Raw genomic sequence first — 20,809 nt, 5'->3', positions numbered from 1 at the left:
GCGTTCATTCTACCTCTTGCCCGCAGATCAGGTTCACTTCAACGGTTCAACACAAAATCAATGGGAATATCTGCCAGTCGATCCATAGGAGTCCCGTTCTCGACATGAGGTTTGAAACGGGTTTTTGCAACAGCATCAAGCGCAGATTTGTCCAGCGTATCGTATCCGGACGACTTGAGCACACTGAGCGACCGTATTTGACCGGAAGAATCAACCAGCACGCGCACAACCACCCGTCCTTCCTGTTGGCGACTCTTTGCACGTGCCGGGTAGACAGGGCTTGGCGCAGAGCCCAGATAGTCGATGTGGGAAACATGCCGGGGCCCTGTCGAAGGCGAGCCTAAACCGCTTGAGTGCCCAACTGATCCGGACTCGCCGGAAATGGTGATTTCAACGTTTGTTGGTGAACTTGATCCGATCGTGTCTGAAGTGGGCTGAGTGGTCAATGCCGGTGCAATTGATGCGGGTTTGTGCTTGTACTCGGCAGACGGTCTGGATGATGGCTCTGACTGCTTGATCCGATTGGAAATTTCCGAGGGATTTTCCTTGGCTGAAGATAGGTCCTTTGGAGTAGGTTCAGCCGGTGTTTGCGTCGTGTGACTCTTTGATTGAGGTGTCTCGCCGGAATCGACCGAGTCGCTCGACTGGGCTTGTTCGGATCCATCCTCATCTGACTCTCCTTTTTCCAAAGTAACGAAAATGGGGGATTCAGCCACTTCCGAATTTTGTCCAAAACGTGCCGACAGGACCCAGGCACCTACTGCTACGTGGACAAGCAAAACAATCAGGAAAATCAGAATAGGCAATCGCCTAAGTCTCGATGCGATACCGGACGGCCGGGAATCCATAATCTGACTTTGAGATCTGATGGAGTGTGATGGAAAGTATGGAGAGGAAACTGGTGGGTGGTACAGGGCTCGAACCTGTGACATCCTGCGTGTAAGGCAGACGCTCTACCAACTGAGCTAACCACCCGAATTTGAAGTGAAGGACTGAGGGATCAGCCACATCCTAACAATAAATCGGTATCAAAAAAAACAATGCGGTTCGCATTATAGCGAACCGCACAGTTTTGGCAAACGACCTGATTAGTTCAGGGCGTCTTTCAGTGCTTTGCCTGGACGGAACTTAGGCACTTTTGCTTTTTTGATTTTGATCGCTTCGTTTGTGCGTGGGTTACGGCCCATGCGAGCAGCACGAGTGGTCACAGCGAAAGTACCGAAACCGACCAAGGTCACAGTGCCGCCCTTTTTGAGGGTTGCTTTGACGGCAGCGATCATCGCATCAAGCGAACGGCCAGCTGCAGCCTTCGAAATATCAGCCTTGGAAGCAATGTGATCGATCAATTCGGTTTTATTCATTTCAGGATTACCCCATTGGTGGTTAAAAACTCGATGTCATGGACATCAAAAAACAAAAACTTGACGAGACTTCAATTTCAACAAAAGCTAAGCACAACAAAATAATTGCAGTACTTAACTGTAAACATTAAGCCTTTAGTTAAGAAGGCTGTCAAGTAAAAAACCTCGTACAAGCCGCATATTAATTGGATATAGGAAATTTGTCTCGCTTTTTTTTGAAAGCGCCTTTTAGTTAAATCAAAATCTAGACAAATCCCTACTAGTCAAAAAAAAAGTTATGCGATAAAAGCCAAAGCCCTGAATAATTCAGTCTCACACGGATCGGCACGCATCTAGAGCTTGAGCAAAATCACCGATCAAGTCAGCCTCGTCTTCGATCCCGACAGAAACTCGCACCAACCCATCAGCGATGCCCATTTGCGCACGCAAAGCGGGACCCATTTCATAATAAATTGTTTGGGCGGCCGGTAACGCCAGCGTACGCGTGTCACCAACGTGCGTTGCCAGTATTACGACTTCAAGCTTGTTCATGAATTCGAATGTGTCCACACCGTCTGCAAGCTCTACGCCCAATAGCATGCTGTATCGACCGTTGAACAATTGAGCTGCACGTTCATGTTGGGGGTGTGAGCTCAGGCCGGGATACGACACTCGCGCAACGCAAGGATGATTGGACAGGAAATTTGCCAATGCCATCGCGTTGCTGCAGATTTTATCCAGACGCAACGCCAGAGTTTCGGCACCTACCGATATCCGGTGTGCGGCATCCGCGGACAAGGTCGCACCCATGTCCCGAAGCCCCTTCTTTTTGATCTGCGTCATGCCCCAGCCTGCTGTGGCGCCTTTTTTGTATACATCAAGGATATTGGGATAAGTTGTCCAGTCGAACAATCCGGTATCGGTCAACGATCCGCCTAAAGCATGGGCATGTCCGCCAATATGTTTGGAAAGTGAATTCATCACGATCGATGCGCCCACTGTGCGTGGTTGAAATAGCCATGGAGACGTCAACGTATTGTCAACCACGTACACCAGGTTATTGGCCCGACAAAAAGCGCCGATTCCTTCCAGGTCAGCGATCTGTGTGCCCGGGTTGGCAATGGTTTCTGTGAAAACCATCCGCGTATTCGGGCGTAGCGCAGCCGCAACAGCCTTCACATCCGTTGGATCAACCAGCGTGACTTCGATTCCGAGAAGTTGCAATGTTCCGAACAAGCTATTGGTATTGCCGAAAATATATTGACTTGAAATCAAATGATCACCGGCACGCAACAGTGTAGTGAACAATGCAGACAACGCAGCCATGCCTGTTGCAAAGCTCAAGCTGGATACGCCCCCTTCCATCTTGGTGATTTTGCGCTCCAGCGCGTCCGTCGTCGGCGTTCCCTGACGTGCGTATGTGTAACCTGCCTTGCCCTGAAATACTGCGGCCAACTCACGCGCATCCGGATATGAATACTGCGACGAGGTATGAATGGGCTTATGGACAGCGCCATGCTCAACGCCATCCCGACGATCGGAGTGAAGGATATTGGTAGTAAATCCGTGCTTGGCCATAACAGTCACACTTGAATTAGAAAAGAAAAAGAGTTTAACCCTGGCGTTGGCGAACGGTTTCGTAAAGACATACGGCTGTTGCCACACTTACGTTTAGACTTTCAACACTACCTAACATGGGTATATGAACCAGTTCGTCGCAAGTTTCACGCGTCAAGCGACGCATCCCCTCGCCCTCGGCTCCCATCACCCAAGCTGTGGAGCGAAGGGTATCGGTCTGATGAATGCTTTCTTTTGCCTGGTCATCGGTACCGATCAGCCAGATGTCGCGCTCTTTCAGCTCACGCATCGTACGGGCCAGATTCGTCACCATCAAATATGGGATGGACTCGGCCGCACCGCAAGCTACGCGCCTGACAGTTGTACTGAGACCGGCCGAGCGATCACGAGGCGCAATCACGGCATGCACCCCGGCCGCATCGGCCGTACGCAGACACGCCCCCAGGTTGTGAGGATCAGTCACGCCGTCCAAGACGAGCAACAAGGCAGGACCATCAATGCCATCCAGCACCTCGTCCAGGTCATCGGCCAAACGTCGCGCCTCGACAATCGCAACCACTCCTTGATGGCGAGCGCCGCCCGCCAGCCCTTCCAGTCGATCTGCTCCGACGGGATGTACATTGCAACCCGCCTCAGTGGCCTGCTCGATAAACGACACCATCCGCTTGTCCCGGCGTTGCGCCTCGACATAAATATCCTTAATCGAACCGGGAGCCTGGCGCAAGCGCGCGATGACCGAATGAAACCCTGCCAGGGTTTGTGTGGCTGCCATACTAAATACCCTTTATCAACGACCCTTACGGGCGGATTTTTTCACACTTGCGGACTTCGAGGAGCGAGTCCTTTTTTTAGAAGAGCTGGAGACCTCTTTTTTTGAAGCTTTTTTAGCCTGTGCCCGACGCTCACGGGCACTCGTTCCCTTGAACTCAGCCGGTTTGGCAGGCGCAGCCTTCTTAATCCTGCGCTTGCCCGGCTCTTCAATCCTGTTTGCCGCTTTTCGCAAAGCGACGAACCCAGTGCCGGCAACCAATCTGAATTCAATTCTTCGCGCTTCAAGGTCCACGCGTGCGACCTGCACCTGTACCGCATCGGTCAAGCGGTAGCGCATGCCGGTGCGTTCGCCGCGTAATTCGTGCAAGGCTTCGTTGAACTGGAAATACTCGGTTCCCAGTTCAGAAACGTGAACCATTCCTTCAACATGCAATGTATCAAGCGTGACAAATATGCCGAAGCTAGCCACGCCCGTGACACGTCCACTAAATACCTCACCAACCCGCTCTTTTACGAACCAGCACTTCAGCCACGCCTCGACATCGCGCGAGGCATCATCCGCACGCCGCTCGGTGGCAGACAGAAGCAGTCCGATTTTTTCCCAGACGTCGTGCTCATGCTCGCGAGCGGAAGTTCCGGGGGGCGAGACAAAACCATGCAAAGCCGGTTGGTAGCGATCGCCTTTCAAAAGCGCTTTGATCACGCGATGAACAAGTAAATCAGGATAGCGGCGGATTGGTGAAGTGAAGTGGGTATATGCGTCGTAGGACAAACCGAAATGCCCCGCATTATCGGGACCGTAAATTGCCTGTTGCATGGATCTCAGGCACATTGTCTGCAGCAAAGCATAATCCGGTCGAGCGCGCGCACGATCAAGCAAAGCAGCATAGTCCTTGGCGGTGGGCTCATCACCTCCGTCAAGATGCAGACCCAGAGTGCGAAGAAACTCACGCAAAGACTTGAGCTTTTCGGGCGTAGGTCCTTCGTGGACACGAAACAGGCCAACATGCTTGCTTCGCTGAATGAAATCCGCAGCGCATGTGTTGGCAGCCAACATGCATTCTTCGATCACCCGATGCGCATCGTTGCGCACAACACCGACAATCTTTTCGATTCGGCCGAGTTCATTGCAAACGATTTTCGTTTCCACTGTATCGAAATCAATTGCGCCACGATCTTTGCGCGACTGCACTAATACCTGAAACAACGCATGCAGATCCTGGATATGCGGCAACACATGGGACAGGCTTCGCGCCACAGGGCCTTGCGGTTGCTGAAGCGACTCCCAGACTTGGTTATATGTCGTACGCGCATGCGAATGGATCACTGCGTTGTAAAACTGATAAGCGGCCACCGTACCGGCTTTGGCACCAGTCAGCGGAATGACCATGTCGCAGACTAGCACCAACCGATCCACATCCGGCTTGAGCGAGCACAAACCATTTGAGAGCTTTTCGGGAAGCATCGGAATGACGCGACGTGGAAAGTACACACTGGTACCGCGTTCGCATGCGTCGCTGTCCAAAGCGTCTTCAGGTTGAACGTAATGACTGACATCTGCAATCGCTACAAGCAAACGCCAACCCGGGCGCTTACGACCGTTACCCAGATCGACTTGTTCGCAATAAACAGCATCATCAAAATCGCGCGCGTCTTCGCCATCGATTGTGATGAAAGGCACATCGCGCAAATCTACGCGGTCTTTAAGATCGGATTTGCGGACAACATCAGGCAGTTTGTCGGTCTGGCGCAATGCCGCATCCGAAAAATCGACCGGAACATCGAATTTGCGCACGGCAATTTCGATCTCCATGCCTGGATCATCGATCTCGCCAAGTATCTCAGCCACGCGACCCAGCGGTTGGGAATGACGCGTAGGTTGCTCAATAATGTCGATCGACACCACCTGGCCATGTTGGGCTCCCCCCGTTTCCCCGGGGGGAATCAAAACGTCATGCTTGATGCGCTGATCCTCCGGTACAACGATAGCCAGCCCGCGTTCGTTCAAGAACCGACCGACAAGACGATTGGTTCGACGCTCAAGCACCTCAACGATCGTGCCATCAGGCTTGCCCCGATATTCACCGGACGGTTTAACCAGGACACGGTCGCCATGCAAAACCTTGAGCATTTCGCGGGGCGACAGAAAGATGTCCTGACCACCATCGTCGCGCAACAAAAAACCGAAGCCATCACGATGTCCCTGGACGCGACCCGCAACAAAATCAAGTTTATTTGCGAGCAACAATACGCCTTTACGATTAGGCAATAGTTGTCCATCACGTTCCATTGCGGCGAGACGGCGCTCGAAACCCTTCAACGTTTCTTCACGTTGCAACCCCATTCTGACGGCCAGATCCTCCGGGGATAAGGGCGTGGCTGCGCTTCTGAGTGATTCCAAAATCTGCTCGCGCGAGGGGACATCCGGATCGAAGTCCGCAGGCAAGTCTGGACTCGCTACTGAAGAGCGCGTATTTTTACTGTTTGAGGTGGGGCGATTTGCCAAAGTAGCGTTCTCATCTTATAATGCACGTCTTATTTGATTTGCCCAGGTGGCGGAATTGGTAGACGCGCACGGTTCAGGTCCGTGTGCCGCAAGGTGTGGAGGTTCGAGTCCTCTTCTGGGCACCAAAGAAGTGTAAAGCATTTAACGTGCTTAATCCTTCGACAGACAGCAAAACCTCAAAATTCTTTTTAGATTTTGAGGTTTTTTGTTTTACGCTCCCTTTTTGTTTTCACCATCAGGCCTTGCAACTATATCTGGACGCAATTACAGGGATCGCCTCATCATCAGATGCGGAATGTTAGCGTCAAGATATTCTTCACCTTCCTCCACAAAACCATACTGCCGATAGAACCCCAGCGCATGGGTTTGCGCACTCAGCGCGACTTCATTGAACCCGATCAATCGGGCATGATCCATGAGTGCCTGAAGGATCTCGCCACCGACACCTTTGCCTCGATGCTCTATGAGTACAGACATCCGCCCGATATGGCCATCAGGCAGCAACCTGCCTGTTCCGATCGCTACGCCCTGAGCGGCATATGCGACAGCATGCACGCATAACGAATCCGCAACATCAATCTCTTCTTCCAAAGGTACACGTTGTTCAACCACGAAGACCTGCATGCGTATCGGTGCTGCATCGTCTTTCAAATCATCCCATGATCCCAACCGGATGTTATGCCTTGTCTTTTCGGTCATTCGGAAATCCCCTTCATGCGGCAGAGTACACTTTCATATCTTTTTCCATATTTCACGATTTGAACATGATCGCTCCGGTCATTGATGCAGTATTTCCGATATTCGCCTTGATTCTGACCGGCTGGCTGTGCGCAAGGTTCAAATTACTTTCCGCACTCAGCATGGAAGGGCTGAACAAGTTCGTCATCTATCTGGCACTGCCTTCCCAATTGTTTTACGCCATGGCACACGCACGATTGACAGACCTGGCTCAACCCGGATTCTTCCTGTCGTTCGGCATCAGTATTTTCACGACTGCAGGAGTTCAGGCCTATTTGTCTCGGCACTCCCCGCAACACCCCGTCGATAGAATGATCGATTGCATGACCAGTGGATACTCAAACTGCGGTTTCATGGGGATTCCGCTTTGTCTGATGATTTTCGGATCGGCCAGTCTAGGGCCATCGATTATCGCCACATTATTTACAGTTTCTCTTTTATTTGCAGTAACGATTGCTTTTATCGAACTGCAACGCAATCGCGATGGCAACGTCTTAAAGACATTGCTGAAAATTCTTGCCGCCATGCTAAGGAATCCGCTACTCATTGCTCCCCTCCTTGGCGTTGCAATTTCGGCTAGCCCCTGGAGCCTGCCCGTCTCGGTCGACAGATACTTTAATTTGCTTGGAGAGGCGGCAACCCCTTGCGCTCTCATCTCGATCGGCCTGTTTCTGGCGCAAAGCTCCAAATCGGTTGCCGGAGATGGGGTATACCGCATCGTTGCGCTAAAACTTATTCTGCAACCTTTGATCGCCGCATTTTGCGTACTGTTTATCTTCGACATGCCATCCATGTGGGCCTTGATTGCCATACTGATGGCAGCGCTTCCGGTCGGTACAGGCCCCTTCATGATGGCTAACCTCTACGCTAGGGATGCCTCATCAAGTGCCCGCGCCATTTTGCTATCCACCGTTTTATCCGTCATGACGATTTCGGCATTGACTGCCTGGGTTACAAGTCGAATAGAGTAAAACGGACGACGCAAAGGGTGCAATGCACCCCCTAACATTGTCAAGACGATAAGGTCATATCGATCACGACATTGCCCATATAACGTCCCTGCTCTACGCTTTCATGTGCGGCGACGATTTGATCAAGACTGAACCTCGCGGCAATGGCGTGCTTTAAGCGGCCGGAGGCAAGAAGCGCATTAAGCTCTTTTACTGCGTAAGCCCGCTCTGAGGCCGTCAGATCATAAATCAGAAAAAAATGCATGTTCAAAGAAGTCGTCAGCATCAATCGAAACGGCACTTGAGGCTCGTCATGCGAATTGGATCCGAAGCAAGAAAGCGTTCCATGCGGTGCGAGTGCACCCTTTCGGATCAAATCAATTGTTGTGGAAAAATCCATGTCGATAATGCCATCCACGCCCCGACCACCTGTGAGTGCCTTGACCCGCTCTGCCACATTTTCGGTTTTGTAGTTGATTGTGTCAGTCGCGCCCGCTGCACGTGCATGGGCGGCTTTTGCTTCGGAACCTACCGTGCCGATCACGCGTGCCCCTTTCAAAACAGCCATCTGAACAGCGTAGTGACTGACAGATGAGGCGGCACCGATCACAAGTATCGTTTTGCCAGAAATGTCACCTAAGCGACGAACAGCTTCAAATGCCGTCAGGCCCGGAATGCCCATGCAAGCCGCCGCGTCGTAATCGCAGTTGGCGGGCAAGTCGACTGCAAGATCAGACGGGATGGCAATATATTGCGCACACGTGCCAAAGGGACGCTGCCACTGCCCATTCCAAACCCAGACTCGCTGTCCGATTCGCTCATGGGGGACGCCCTCTCCGACAGCGTCAATGACACCACCTGCATCGCTATGGGGAATGATCCGGTCAGCATTAAGAGGACGCGTGCGACGTGATTTGAAATCAGAGGGATTCACTCCGGACACCATGATTTTGACCCGAACCTCGCCGGGGCCGGGCTGCGGCGTATGAACATCATCGACAATCAATACATCTCTGGCTTCACCGTTTTTTTCGTACCAGGCTGCTTTCATATCTTCTCCCCCAAGCTGTTTTATTCCATGACTACTTATGAAAACAAATGTTAAATCCCGGCAACCTCAAGCGCAAGAAAAAGACCTGATCTGTTAATTTATGTAATATGAGTAAAAGAATACGGATGACGTCCTAAAAACATGAGCACAACCACGCCCAACGAACCTACCACTCCGGACTTGACTATCGATGGTCGCATCGCCACGATCCGGTTGCGCAATCCGGCTTATGCCAACAGGCTCAGTCCTGCCGATCTGGATGTCATCAAAGAACATATCCACACAGTGAATCAGCAAGAACAGATACTAGTGCTGAGATTCATCGCTGATGGCAAATATTTTTGCAGTGGATACGATATATCTTCCATGGCCGCCGATTCCGCCCCATCTGCAACCTACTTTGGCGACACCGTTGACCTGATCGAACGAGCCAGACCAGTCACAATCGTTGCCATCAATGGTGGCGTATACGGTGGCGGGACCGACTTATGTTTAGCCTGTGATTTTCGACTGGGCGTTCACACCGCTAACATGTTTATGCCGGCTGCCAAGCTAGGCCTTCACTTTTATCCGGGTGGGATGGTCCGTTACATCACTCGTCTGGGATTAAATCACGCTAAAAAACTCTTCTTGACTGCTCAGAAAATCGAAGCGGAAGAAATGCTAAAGATGGGTTTCATCGACGAAATGCTCGAACCCGAACATCTTTACGTTCGTCTTGACGAGCTCAGCGCGCAAATCGCCGGCATGGCACCTATCGCCCTACTCGGAATTAAAAAACATTTGAACTTGATCGCAAGGGGCGTAGTTGAAGAGCAAGCCATACGGGATGCCGTTGTCGCATCAGAAAAATCGAGCGATATGAAAGAAGGCGCCTTGGCATGGAAAGAAAAGCGGGCCGCCCGATTCACGGGGAAGTAATGACATGACAAATCCTTCCGACACCCGCCCTGTTCTTGTCATGCTATCAGGCCATATGTGCAGTGAAGCACTATGGCAAAATCAAGTCGATCACTTTTCAGATCGGTATCGCTGTATGCCGATGGTTTTCAGGCAAGGTGATTCGATTGCGGACTTTGCACAGCAAGTCCTGCAACATGCGCCTGAAGAGTTCTACTTGATGGGATTATCGATGGGCGGATACGTTGCGTTCGAAGTGATGCGACGGGCACCCGAACGCGTGATTCGTTTGGCCCTGCTCGATACGTCCGCCGAGTCCGAAAACCCTGAGCGCACAATCCAAAGAAAAATCGACTTGCAAACAGCAAACGAAAAAGGACTGGCCGCCCTGGCCGATCAGTTGCCGGCACGCTGGATGCATCCCGACATGGTGGCAAAACCCACGCTATTCGAAAAAGTGCGCGAAATGGTGCTCAATGTCGGATTGAAAGCTTTTGGACAGCAACAACGGGCGATCATCGAACGAGCGAACTCATTTTCGAGCCTAAAGAACATTCAATGCCCAACGCTTGTCCTTTGCGGTAGGCAAGACACTTCCACACCCGTCTCGATGCATGAAGACATTGTCAAACAAGTCCCGCAAGCTAAATTAGTCATCATCGAGCATTGCGGACACTTGTCAACGATGGAGCAACCTGCTGAGGTGAACCGTGCCCTGGACGCCTGGCTGAAATAACCCGGCGCGTCACCAAGGCATATATGCTCAATCCACGGAAATCTTTCTTGCCTGAATCAAATCTTTCCAGCGCTTGTTCTCACGCTCGACAAACGCAGTGAACTCTTCGGGCGTGTTTGCAACAATCGTCACCCCGAGATTATTGAGTTTCTTTACAGTATCGGGATCACGCATTGCTTGAATCGCAGCGTCGCTGATTTTCTTTTTCACCGGCTCAGGCAATCCTTTCGGAGCAACCAAGCCTTGCCATCCGTACACTTCCATTCCCGGCACGCCAGCCTCCGCAAACGTAGGCACATCCGGTAAAGCAGGCGATCTTTTATTATCGGTTATCGCAATCGCATGCAATCGGCCGGCCAAGATATGCGGCAACACCGCATTAATATTGGTCATAAAAAAATCTACCTGTCCACCAAGCGTATCTTGCATGGCTGGTGCACCGCCTTTATAGGGAACATGCAACCCTTGCGTTTTACTCTGTTGCCAGAGCAGTTCGGCAGACAGGTGATCAGACGCCCCTACCCCGGAACTGGCGAACGTCAGTTTGCCCGGTTGCTTCTTCATGGCAGCCAATACTTGTGCAACAGTACGCTCCGGTCTGGCGGGTCCGGTCACAAGAACATTGGGGGCCTGAAACGGTAGACTGATATAGTCAAAATCCTTCAAGGCATCGTAATTGATTTGCTTGAGTAAATGCGGGGCAACGACAAAAGTACCGATCGAGGAAACGAACAAAGTATAGCCATCAGGGGCAGCCCGCTTGACTTGAGCGGCGGCAATCGATCCGGTCGCGCCGGGTTTATTTTCGATTACGATCGTCTGGCCAAGCTGCTTTTGCATTGAAGGCGCGAGACTTCGCGCGGCCAAATCCGTCGGACCTCCGGCCGGAAATCCCACAATCATGCTGATTGACTTATCAGGCCATTGTGATGTTTGCGCATGCGCGATGAACCCCATAGACCCACACAATGTCAAACCTAAAAATGCAATGCGTTTGATTCCGAGTTTCATCTGTTGCTCCGTTAAATAAATCAAGTGATTAAAGATGCAGCAAAATTTACGGCAATACACTTTTCGTCAAAACAGCGAATGATTTACTTCAAAGCTTGAGCACTTCCCTATTTACGACATGAGCAGGAACTCTGCCATCCAGAATAGCCGACATATCGTCCGTCATTGACTGGAATATCCGCTTCATTGCGCCCTGGGTCGTCGCCATCGAATGAGGAGATACCAGAATATTCTTGTGCCTGAAAATCGGATGTTTAAGATTTGGAGGCTCCTGGTTGAAAACATCCAGGGCCGCTCCGGCCAAATGACCATTCGACAAAAACTCGTCAACTAGATCGAGGCTGTCTATGACTCCGCCCCGAGCCAGATTAATCAAATAGGATCCTTTTTGAAGCCTGGACAATTTATCGCGATTTATGAAACCCATTGTTTCGGCATTTTCCGGAAGATGCAGCGTCAGAAAATTCGAACGATCCAGCAGCTCGTCCATTTCAACCATCGTGACATTCAATCTTTGTGCTGTTTCAAGATCCTTGACGGGATCATGAGCGAGCACAGTCATATTGAAAGGAGCCAATAATTCGGCGACCAGTTTTCCGATTCGGCCGAAACCGACAATCCCGACGGTATGCCCATCGAGATCATTGCCCTGAATGCCGTAACGGGCATTCCAGTTTCCACCTTTGAGTTGCTCATCCCAGTACGGGATCATTTTGCATAAAGCCAGCATGAAGGCAACTGCGGCTTCCGCAACAGCCCGCGCGCCTACGCCAGGGGTGTGCACAACAGGAATACCACGAGCAGTTGCAGCCGGAATGTCGATCGTGTCATAGCCGACGCCTGTTCGACCGATCACTTTTAATTTCGGTGCAGCGGCAATCACCGCCGCGGTGACAGGCGCCTGACCTCTGACAACAAGCGCAACCGCATCTCGAATTTCTCGACAAAGCGTTTGCTCTGACATATCGGTTGCCACGCGACATTCACCATAACGGCTCAAAATACTTTCGGCATATGCGTTCATCGGCTGCGAAGCCAATACGATTGGACGAGTCATATGATTACCCGCTTAAGATTGGAGAGATGCATCAATCAAATGACGGGCGATACTGACCGGGTCGGGCAAACGAGGTAAATCATCTTTCGAAAACCACCCTGCCGCCTCAATCTCGTTCGGATCCGGATTGATTTCTCCACCCGCATAATCGGCAAAAAATGCCAACATCAGCGAATTCGGGAACGGCCAGGGCTGACTCTTGAAATATCTCAGATTGGTGATTTCGACACCAACCTCCTCCCGCACTTCTCGAACTGCGCACTGTTCGAGCGTTTCGCCGGGCTCAACAAATCCTGCAAGCGCACTGAACACACCCGGTTTGAAGTGCGGACTTCTTGCCAACAACAACTCATTTCCACGTTCGATCAATACCATCACCGCAGGCGAAATTCTTGGATAAGCAATCAATTTGCACGATGGGCACTCCATTGCGAACTCGTCGGATTTCATGTTGCTTTTGGTCCCGCAACGACCGCAGAACTGATGGTTTTTGTACCAGTCCATGTATTGGGTTCCTCGACCAGCAAGAAAAAAGGCCTCTTCACCAGCTGCACCGAAAAGACTTCTAACCGGCATCAACTCGCCGCCAATCGATTCGGGCAACGCATGAAAATCGGCTGCATAACAATTACGGCCATTCCATTGACCGATCAATAACGGGTTTTCCGGATGACCAAAATCTGCGGCAGAGCCGAACGGAAATACATTTTCGCCAGCCTCAAATCTAACTAACACTTGATTTTCGAAACGAATCAGCCAGTAACTTGCTTCACTCATGATGTTTCATGTCCCATTTTTTTTGTTTATTCAATTTCAGCATCCTACTCCATGGCGATAAATATACATCGCCCTAAAACCGAACAGCATCAATTATTATCAGTGAAGAACCATTTTAGAGAACAAAAAATGAAACTTCAAAATATGTCAGCAGTGATTACGGGCGGTGCGTCGGGACTCGGTCTGGCTTGCGCGCGTCAACTACTTGCCCGAGGTGTGTCCGTGGTTATCGCGGATCATTCAGCAGAACGAGGCGAAGCCGTCATCGGATCATTGGGCGAGCATGCCCGATTTGTCAAAGCAGACGTATGCGATACCGAGCAGATGGAGCATGTTTTCAACGTAGCTGAATCGCTTGGTACGTTGCGCGCACTGATCAACTGCGCCGGCTATGGGGGTGCGGTTCGTCTGGTCGAAAAAGACGGATCACCGGGGTCTCTCGAAAAGTTTGAAGATATCGTACGGGTCAATGTCATCGGCACCTTCAATAGCCTGAGGCTTGCAGCCGTGCGCATGGCTAAAAACGAACCCATTGACGGCGAACGTGGCGCATGCGTACTAACAGCATCGGTTGCCGCATTCGATGGTCAAATTGGTCAGGTGCCCTATGCATCTGCAAAAGCTGGAATCGTGGGCATGACCCTGGTTGCCGCTCGGGATCTTGCGCATCGTCAAATTCGCGTCTGCACGATTGCACCGGGAATTTTTGATACCCCCCTACTCGCCAGGCTGCCTGAAAATGTCAAAGCATCTCTGGGGGCATCCGTACCGCACCCGGCACGACTTGGCCATCCGGATGAATTCGCCATGATGGCGCTTCACATTCTTGAAAATCCGATGTTAAACGGCGAAACGATTCGTCTTGATGGTGCAATCCGGATGACGCCTCGTTAAAAAATCACAAACACCCGACTCGGTCAAAACCTTGTCGGGCGGTTCGCATCAAACGATGTGGACTTCAAATTCGCCTAATCCTTCGATCTTGCCAATCAGCTTGTCGCCTTTGACAACAGCGCCAACGCCTTCAGGCGTACCTGTAAAGATCAAGTCTCCGGGAGCGAGTTCAAACAAGCCGGAGAGATATGAAATGCTTTCTGGAATGTTCCAGATCATCTGGGACAAATCGCTAATCTGGCGCTGTGTACCGTTCACATCAAGCGAAATGGAACCCTTGGATAACACTCCGGTTGCCTGAATCGGATGGACTGGGCCAATAGGCGCAGAATGATCGAATGCCTTACCTGTCTCCCAGGGACGACCTTGCTTTTTGCTTTCATTTTGCAAATCGCGACGCGTCATGTCCAGACCTAATGCATATCCGTAAATATGATCGTTTGCATTTTCGACCGTAATATCGCGTCCTCCCTTACCTATTGCAACAACCAACTCCATCTCGTAGTGAAGATTGGATGTTTTGCTCGGGTAAGGCATATTTGCAGTCTGACCGGAGGCAACCGGAATCAGTGCATCGGCCGGCTTGCAAAAGAAAAAAGGATCTTCACGACCAGTGAAGCCCATTTCTTTTGCATGTTCGGCATAATTGCGGCCAACGCAATATACGCGACGGACAGGGAAAAGTTTGGATGTACCGACGACGGGCAAGCCGACTACGGCTGGCGGGGTGACAACATAGTCAGCCATGATGAATTCCTAAATGAGTCTGGGTTAAATAAATCAAATATGACCTCAAGCCCGAACAAACAGAAATAAGTTCAAACTTGTTGATCTTTCGCCGATCTTAGACCAGAAGTAGGCAATTCAGAAGATGTTTTTACCGATTCTGTTGATGACGCATCGCCAATGCCGGGAATGGGTGCGCTATCAAAATATTCTTCCAGCTCATGCGATGCTGCTGCAACGTAGGGTTTTGCAACAGTCGCATTGGTTTGACCAGAGGCCGGTGATTCGCTTCGTTCAGTCACCTGTTCGGCCGGAAAACCTGTTTCGGCAAAATAGGCTAATCCTTCAGCGTGCAAAACACCGGGATCCGATGCCGTATCAGCAGCAGGTAAATAGGCATCCTCAGCCAAAACAGGAATCGCCGTTCCGACTGCCGTTGCCAATCGCCATTGCGCGGCTGCATCAACCTGACGACCGAGTTTGTCATACAGGCTACCCAGCAAGGCATGCACACGCGCATCTGTTCTGCGGTCCACACTACGCTTGAGGTAATGCTCGGCTTGCCCCCAAATCTGCCCGGCCAAACAAAGATTACCAAGCGTCGTCAATAAATCGGGATTTTCAGGATGTCGAGTAAGCCAGCCCTCGGCTTTTTCAAGTCGACGGGCAACCTGACTAGATTCACATCGTGAATAGGCTGCCAACAAACGCGGATCCAATCGAGCCGAAATCGCCAATTCAAGGGTACGGGATGCGTCCTCCGCCTGTCCACCTGCATCGAATGCTGCGGCCCCGGCCAAAGCCACCTCGGGAAGAATACGCTCTTCGGATTTGAGATCCTTCCAGATTTCGCGCCATTGACCAGAATGCAATGTGTCGCGCAACCTCGCCGCTGCTGCATGCTCGATCATCTGCTTGGCTTCGGTGTCATTTAAAGCACCACGACGACTGAGCGTGCGCGCCAGAACAAATACCTGATCATGATGATTCAGTTGACGATAAGCTCGAAGCAACAAACGTAAAGTATGGACATGCCTTGCACCCGATTGCTGAAGCGGCAACAGCACATCTAGTGCTTGTTGGGCTAAACCCTGATCGAGATACAAGTCTGCCGCCGCCGTAGCAACAGCATCTTTGAGATGACCATCGTCATCTTCAGTGGCTTTTTCACGAGCTTGGGTCAACAATCCGTCACGACGCTCAAATTCGCCTAATGCGTGCGCCGCCCGAGCTGCGGACAAAGCTGCTAGCACCTGGCGGTTGACACTACCGGTTCGCCCCAGTAGCTTGGTCAAATCCTTTTCAGCGTGAGCATAACGACCTTCAAGCAATTCGGTCCAGCCCTGTTCAAGCAAATCGTGATCACGGCGAGACTGCCGTTTTTCGTGCCAGCTACGCAAGCGCATTGGAATGGAAGTAAACCACGCCATCGTTCGCAACAAAATGTAAAGTGCAAGGAATGATCCGACCAGCACAAGCACGGCAAATGCAAGAGAGACCTGAATTCTCCAGGTATTCACAAGTATCAGTACATTTCCGGTGTTTTCCCGAAGAGTCACTGCGAGCACGACAGCAATCGTCGCAAGGAATAAGGTCCAGAACCAGGTACGCATACTCAATTTCCGCTTTTGCTGCCGACTTCGGAGACTCTGACCGCCTCGAGCGCAGCAATGCTATCGACAATATCGGGGACAGCGACTGAAATCGAAGCCGCGGCAAGTTCGCGTACAACACCCAAAGCAGCAATGGTATCGACAGCCTTGGGATCAAAACGCGTATTCAGCGACGACTCGATGGCAGCCAGTTCACTACGCCAGATTGCAGGCTGATGCATCAATAGCGCCATTTGGGCTGTCAGCACACGAGAACGAAGATTGGCCCGCATTTGCGCCCCTTGCTCGGGAGACATCAACAAAGCACTCGCATCGTTGACACGCTGAATACTAATCACACCGCTAAGCTCACGCCCTAATGAGGTCATGAGTTTCTTTGATGATTGCAGCACCCAGTCACTTGACCTAATCCATGCTGATTCCCACCAGGAAAGGGATTGATCATTCGCGCCGGCGGATTGAATAACCGGTGCAGTCTGAGTGCCGGACGATGCAGCTTGCTCATTTGCCGTCGCGTTACGCGCAACAGCATTCAAATCCTGAACACTGTTTGCTTTTAAATCGGGAACAAGCAGAGGCGCACGAGTAATCAGCGAATTTAACGAGTCCAGACGTGCCGATATAGCTGCCACATCGATCACAGGCGCTGCACGTAGACGATCCAGATCAGTACTGATGGCACGCTGAACAGCACTGAACTTTGGCCGATCTGCACGCACTAAAGTCGACAACGCCGCCTCCAAAGCCATGATTGCATTGTTGACGCTACCTGACAGACGCAACTGCTGACTGGCTAAGCTAAGCAGGCGTTCAAGATCGCTGGCAAGCATCGAGTCTTCCATGCCTTTATTGAATGACTCCCAGGCCTGCTCAAGCAAAGAATACTGGTTTTGGGTTTCTCTCAAAGAGCTTTCAAGCAGGGCAATCCGAACCGCATGTGCATCGGCCAACGTAATCGCCTGCCTGGCCTGCGCTCTTGCTTCACTAACCTGATTATTGAAAAGTTGAATTTGGGTCGCCACTTCACGCCCGACATTGTCATAACGCTTTTGCAAGTGCCATGCACCCGTTGCCAGCAAGATGACCAGCAATAGCAAAACAATCGCAATCGTCGCCATCCAAGATGGACCCGTTGGACGCCGACGGGCTTTGGCAGCGCTCGCTAGTGCATTAACGGTGGCGGACTCTTGGCTTGATGTGTTGGTTTCTGTCATGATCGGATTGTAGTCGCTGACCCGAATAAAAGGTTCAATGAAACGCTAAATCAGTCGATACGGTGATTATCGCGAAAATGTTCAAAATTCGACAGGATTTCTTCTTGCAGTGGACGTGAAATAAGAATTTTTGGCATTGACAGGGATTTTTCGGTACGAGAACAGGTAGTCAACTTGTTCAGTCCTTGAATCAAAACCGTCTCTTGACGAGGGTGCGTCAGAATAAAACAGCATTTTTTTGCCCATTGCACCAAATCATGCTCTCTGAATTGAGCCAGACTCGATTTGATCGCATGAGCACTTGTTAGTAGCCAAACGGGGTATTTCGCCGATTGCGCCCATGTCTTAAACATATCGATATTTTTCGGTGACCATGTTGCAGGGTTGCGACAATAAGCAACGTAAAAATCAACTTTCACCCCTTTTTCTGTCAATCGTGACGCAAGCCAGTCTCGTCCATCCTGGCCTCTGACGATCAGAACACGTCGAATCGAATCGATGTGGGCAATAAGCTTGTTCCATAATGATTCCGAATCTTGATCAGCGCTTTTATCAGGCTGAAACAATGACAGATCTTGGCCAAACGCTTCACGAATGGCTTGTCCACTAGCCTGACCGACACAGCCTATATGCGTATCTTTGGGCCAAACGTACTTGGGATGCATTTGTGACAAGTGCTGATGATATGCCTGCACCGCCGGAACACTGACAAAAATCACCAGATCATATGAATCAGGGGTGGCTAGGGATTGCACGTCATGCAAAATTACAGGCTGAATCTCCAGGGCAGGACATTCGGTGACTTGCCAACCACGCTGCAAAAGCGCACCGCCCAGATCTGCATTACGACCTTGAGGCCGAGTCAAAACCGCCATGCTGAATTCTGTCGATACGCTCATGCCATCAATCGACTTTCAGGCGCCGGATGAAATCTGGGACAAAATCCGCCCTGCCCCCTGCGCGATCAGATCATCGGCTACAGATTGGCCAATCTTGTTTGCATCAGCAACCAGTCCGGAACCTTGTGCACGGTAAATAGTCTGCCCATCTGGCTGAGCCACCAGTGCACGAACGGTCAGCTGCTGGTGCTCGATAACGGCATGCGCCGCAAGCGGTACCTGGCATGAACCGCCCAAAGCACGCGAAACCGCTCGTTCTGCAAGCGCACAGGCGGTTGTTTTATGACAGGATAGCGGAGTCAGCAATTCAAGCAAGTCCGATCTTTTTTGTAAAATTTCGATTCCAAGCGCTCCTTGCCCGGCGGCGGGTAAGGAGTCATCTACGGAGATGTAAGAACGAATCCTATCGGCCAGACCAAGGCGTTCAAGCCCGGCCACTGCAAGAATGATGGCGGCGTATTGCCCTTGGTCCAATTTTGAAAGACGAGTATCCAGATTTCCCCGAAGCGGCTCGATTTTTAGATGAGGAAACCTTGCACGCAACTGCGCCTCGCGTCTCAGACTTGACGTTCCAACAACAGATCCGGGCAGCAGCGCATCGAGTGACGCAAAGTGATTGGAGACAAACGCATCCCGACAATCAGCCCTTTCGAGAATTGTCGACAGTTCGAAAGGCGCTTGCATATCAACAGGCACGTCTTTCAGGGAGTGCACTGCCAGATCTGCACGCCCATCAAGCAATGCGTTTTCCAGCTCTTTAACAAAAAGTCCTTTGCCACCGACTTTTGACAGGCTGCGATCAAGAATCTCGTCACCGCGCGTACTAAGCTTGAGCAGATCAACGACCATTCCGGGATAAAGCGCCTGCAGTCTGGACTGAACATGTTCTGCCTGCCAGAGCGCCAAGCGACTCGCGCGAGTCGCAATCACGAGTTTACGAATCTGCGTCACAACATAACCTATCGAAGATAATTCAGTATTACAGTCAACACTATTCCGATGACTGCCAAAATAGCCAGTCCTTGCAAAATTGTGTAGCCACGTTGTTTTTGGGGGGATGTTGTCATGATGAGCTTCCTTCTAGAAGAGTGACAGATTACACCGCATCAAGAAAAACGCCGGTCGCTTTTGGTGACCGGCGTTTGACCTAACGCAACCCGAATCAAATAACGGACTTGAGCAGCTTGCCCATTTCGGAAGGATTCTTGGTTGTACGGATACCGCAAGCTTCCATGATTTCTAGCTTGGCGTCAGCCGTATCTGCGCCACCCGAGATCAAGGCACCTGCATGTCCCATGCGCTTACCGGCAGGAGCGGTGACCCCAGCGATAAAACCAACCATAGGTTTTTTCATGTTGTCTTTAGCCCAAAGTGCAGCGTTCACTTCATCGGGCCCACCAATTTCACCGATCATGATCACTGCATCCGTGTCGGGGTCATCATTGAACATTTTGAGAACGTCGATGTGCTTCAGACCGTTGATCGGATCGCCACCGATACCGACAGCGCTCGACTGACCCAGACCAAGCTCGGTCACTTGAGCAACTGCCTCGTAGGTCAACGTACCCGATCGGCTGACGATGCCGATACGACCTTTGCGGTGAATGTGCCCCGGCATGATGCCGATCTTGATTTCGTCCGGGGTAATCAGGCCCGGGCAATTTGGTCCAAGCAACAGGGTCTTGCTGTTCAAAGCGGCCATACGGGCTTTGACTTCCAGCATGTCACGAACCGGAATGCCTTCAGTAATACAAATCACCAAATCAAGCTCGGCTTCGATGCCTTCAAGGATGGCCGCTGCTGCACCTGCGGGAGGCACGTAGATCACGGAAACATTTGCACCAGTTTCTTTCTTGGCATCTTTAACGGACGCAAAAATAGGAATGCCTTCGAAATTTTCCCCGGCTTTCTTAGGATGTACACCAGCGACAAAAGCATTTTTGCCATTGGCGTAATCGCGTGAAGTGCGTGTGTGGTACTGACCTGTTTTACCGGTAATACCTTGTGTAATGACTTTAGTATCTTTATTGATCAGAATGGACATGTTT

The 20,809-nt window shown here is 51.1% G+C and carries 20 protein-coding genes and 2 tRNA genes; 5 read left to right on the top strand and 17 right to left on the bottom strand.

Going from position 1 to position 20,809, the window contains the following annotated elements; genetic code table 11:
• Positions 1-38: 38 nt before the first annotated feature.
• From G3I67_RS00475 to rnr, 6 genes are all read right to left on the bottom strand, one after another.
• A complete protein-coding gene (locus tag G3I67_RS00475) occupies positions 39-848 on the bottom strand; it encodes an energy transducer TonB (RefSeq protein WP_163651030.1) in 810 nt (269 codons plus the stop codon).
• A gap of 51 nt (positions 849-899) precedes the next feature.
• Positions 900-975 (bottom strand) — tRNA-Val (locus tag G3I67_RS00470).
• A gap of 113 nt (positions 976-1,088) precedes the next feature.
• On the bottom strand, positions 1,089-1,361 hold the full coding sequence (locus G3I67_RS00465; RefSeq protein ID WP_163651029.1) for an HU family DNA-binding protein: 273 nt from the start codon (positions 1,359-1,361) through the stop codon (positions 1,089-1,091).
• A 312-nt stretch (positions 1,362-1,673) separates the two neighbouring features.
• Positions 1,674-2,918: a cystathionine gamma-synthase family protein gene (locus G3I67_RS00460; protein ID WP_163651028.1), complete on the bottom strand. Its 1,245-nt coding sequence runs from the start codon at positions 2,916-2,918 to the stop codon at positions 1,674-1,676.
• 34 nt (positions 2,919-2,952) lie between these two features.
• Positions 2,953-3,690, bottom strand: a complete 738-nt coding sequence (rlmB, locus tag G3I67_RS00455) for a 23S rRNA (guanosine(2251)-2'-O)-methyltransferase RlmB (RefSeq protein WP_163651027.1) — start codon at positions 3,688-3,690, stop codon at positions 2,953-2,955.
• 15 nt (positions 3,691-3,705) lie between these two features.
• On the bottom strand, positions 3,706-6,195 hold the full coding sequence (rnr, locus tag G3I67_RS00450) for a ribonuclease R (RefSeq protein ID WP_163651026.1): 2,490 nt from the start codon (positions 6,193-6,195) through the stop codon (positions 3,706-3,708).
• A 40-nt stretch (positions 6,196-6,235) separates the two neighbouring features.
• On the opposite strand from rnr, the gene G3I67_RS00445 reads away from it, so the two are divergent.
• Positions 6,236-6,320 (top strand) — tRNA-Leu (locus tag G3I67_RS00445).
• 139 nt (positions 6,321-6,459) lie between these two features.
• Here G3I67_RS00445 and G3I67_RS00440 read toward each other — a convergent pair.
• Complete coding sequence (locus G3I67_RS00440) at positions 6,460-6,894, bottom strand: GNAT family N-acetyltransferase (protein WP_163651024.1); 435 nt, start codon at positions 6,892-6,894, stop codon at positions 6,460-6,462.
• 65 nt (positions 6,895-6,959) lie between these two features.
• Between G3I67_RS00440 and G3I67_RS00435 the strand changes: the two genes are divergently transcribed.
• Positions 6,960-7,904 carry an AEC family transporter gene (locus tag G3I67_RS00435; protein ID WP_203583496.1) on the top strand — a complete coding sequence of 315 codons (945 nt, stop codon included), beginning with the start codon at positions 6,960-6,962 and terminating at the stop codon, positions 7,902-7,904.
• Positions 7,905-7,944: 40 nt separating this feature from the next.
• On the opposite strand, the gene G3I67_RS00430 is transcribed toward G3I67_RS00435, so the two are convergent.
• Positions 7,945-8,934 (bottom strand): NADPH:quinone reductase, encoded by a 990-nt coding sequence (locus tag G3I67_RS00430; protein ID WP_163651022.1) that lies wholly within the window; start codon positions 8,932-8,934, stop codon positions 7,945-7,947.
• A 141-nt stretch (positions 8,935-9,075) separates the two neighbouring features.
• Between G3I67_RS00430 and G3I67_RS00425 the strand changes: the two genes are divergently transcribed.
• Together G3I67_RS00425 and G3I67_RS00420 are read left to right on the top strand one after the other, a co-directional pair.
• Complete coding sequence (locus tag G3I67_RS00425; protein ID WP_163651020.1) at positions 9,076-9,855, top strand: enoyl-CoA hydratase/isomerase family protein; 780 nt, start codon at positions 9,076-9,078, stop codon at positions 9,853-9,855.
• 4 nt (positions 9,856-9,859) lie between these two features.
• Positions 9,860-10,570: an alpha/beta fold hydrolase gene (locus G3I67_RS00420; protein ID WP_163651018.1), complete on the top strand. Its 711-nt coding sequence runs from the start codon at positions 9,860-9,862 to the stop codon at positions 10,568-10,570.
• A gap of 27 nt (positions 10,571-10,597) precedes the next feature.
• Here the strand turns inward: G3I67_RS00420 and G3I67_RS00415 are convergent, their stop codons facing one another.
• From G3I67_RS00415 to nudC, 3 genes are all read right to left on the bottom strand, one after another.
• A complete protein-coding gene (locus G3I67_RS00415; protein WP_163651405.1) occupies positions 10,598-11,527 on the bottom strand; it encodes a Bug family tripartite tricarboxylate transporter substrate binding protein in 930 nt (309 codons plus the stop codon).
• 142 nt (positions 11,528-11,669) lie between these two features.
• Complete coding sequence (locus G3I67_RS00410) at positions 11,670-12,638, bottom strand: hydroxyacid dehydrogenase (RefSeq protein ID WP_163651016.1); 969 nt, start codon at positions 12,636-12,638, stop codon at positions 11,670-11,672.
• Between the two features lie 12 nt (positions 12,639-12,650).
• Positions 12,651-13,415 carry an NAD(+) diphosphatase gene (gene nudC, locus G3I67_RS00405; RefSeq protein ID WP_163651014.1) on the bottom strand — a complete coding sequence of 255 codons (765 nt, stop codon included), beginning with the start codon at positions 13,413-13,415 and terminating at the stop codon, positions 12,651-12,653.
• 129 nt (positions 13,416-13,544) lie between these two features.
• Here nudC and G3I67_RS00400 point away from each other — a divergent pair, with 129 nt between their 5' ends.
• Positions 13,545-14,309 carry an SDR family NAD(P)-dependent oxidoreductase gene (locus tag G3I67_RS00400; protein ID WP_163651012.1) on the top strand — a complete coding sequence of 255 codons (765 nt, stop codon included), beginning with the start codon at positions 13,545-13,547 and terminating at the stop codon, positions 14,307-14,309.
• Positions 14,310-14,357: 48 nt separating this feature from the next.
• Here G3I67_RS00400 and G3I67_RS00395 read toward each other — a convergent pair whose 3' ends face one another.
• From G3I67_RS00395 to sucD, 6 genes are all read right to left on the bottom strand, one after another.
• On the bottom strand, positions 14,358-15,056 hold the full coding sequence (locus tag G3I67_RS00395) for a fumarylacetoacetate hydrolase family protein (protein WP_163651010.1): 699 nt from the start codon (positions 15,054-15,056) through the stop codon (positions 14,358-14,360).
• A gap of 71 nt (positions 15,057-15,127) precedes the next feature.
• On the bottom strand, positions 15,128-16,648 hold the full coding sequence (locus G3I67_RS00390; RefSeq protein ID WP_163651008.1) for a heme biosynthesis HemY N-terminal domain-containing protein: 1,521 nt from the start codon (positions 16,646-16,648) through the stop codon (positions 15,128-15,130).
• Positions 16,649-16,650: 2 nt separating this feature from the next.
• Entirely contained in the window at positions 16,651-17,862 is a 1,212-nt protein-coding gene (locus G3I67_RS00385; protein ID WP_163651007.1) for a uroporphyrinogen-III C-methyltransferase, read from the bottom strand.
• A 50-nt stretch (positions 17,863-17,912) separates the two neighbouring features.
• Positions 17,913-18,761, bottom strand: coding sequence for a uroporphyrinogen-III synthase (locus G3I67_RS00380; protein WP_163651006.1), 849 nt, complete (start codon positions 18,759-18,761; stop codon positions 17,913-17,915).
• A gap of 15 nt (positions 18,762-18,776) precedes the next feature.
• Positions 18,777-19,712 carry a hydroxymethylbilane synthase gene (gene hemC, locus G3I67_RS00375; RefSeq protein WP_163651005.1) on the bottom strand — a complete coding sequence of 312 codons (936 nt, stop codon included), beginning with the start codon at positions 19,710-19,712 and terminating at the stop codon, positions 18,777-18,779.
• A gap of 211 nt (positions 19,713-19,923) precedes the next feature.
• Positions 19,924-20,805 (bottom strand): succinate--CoA ligase subunit alpha, encoded by an 882-nt coding sequence (gene sucD / locus G3I67_RS00370; protein WP_163651004.1) that lies wholly within the window; start codon positions 20,803-20,805, stop codon positions 19,924-19,926.
• Positions 20,806-20,809: the final 4 nt, after the last annotated feature.

The organism is Sheuella amnicola, from assembly GCF_010499255.1.
Lineage (GTDB): Bacteria > Pseudomonadota > Gammaproteobacteria > Burkholderiales > Burkholderiaceae_B > Zwartia > Zwartia amnicola.
This window is presented reverse-complemented; position numbering and strand designations above follow the sequence as displayed.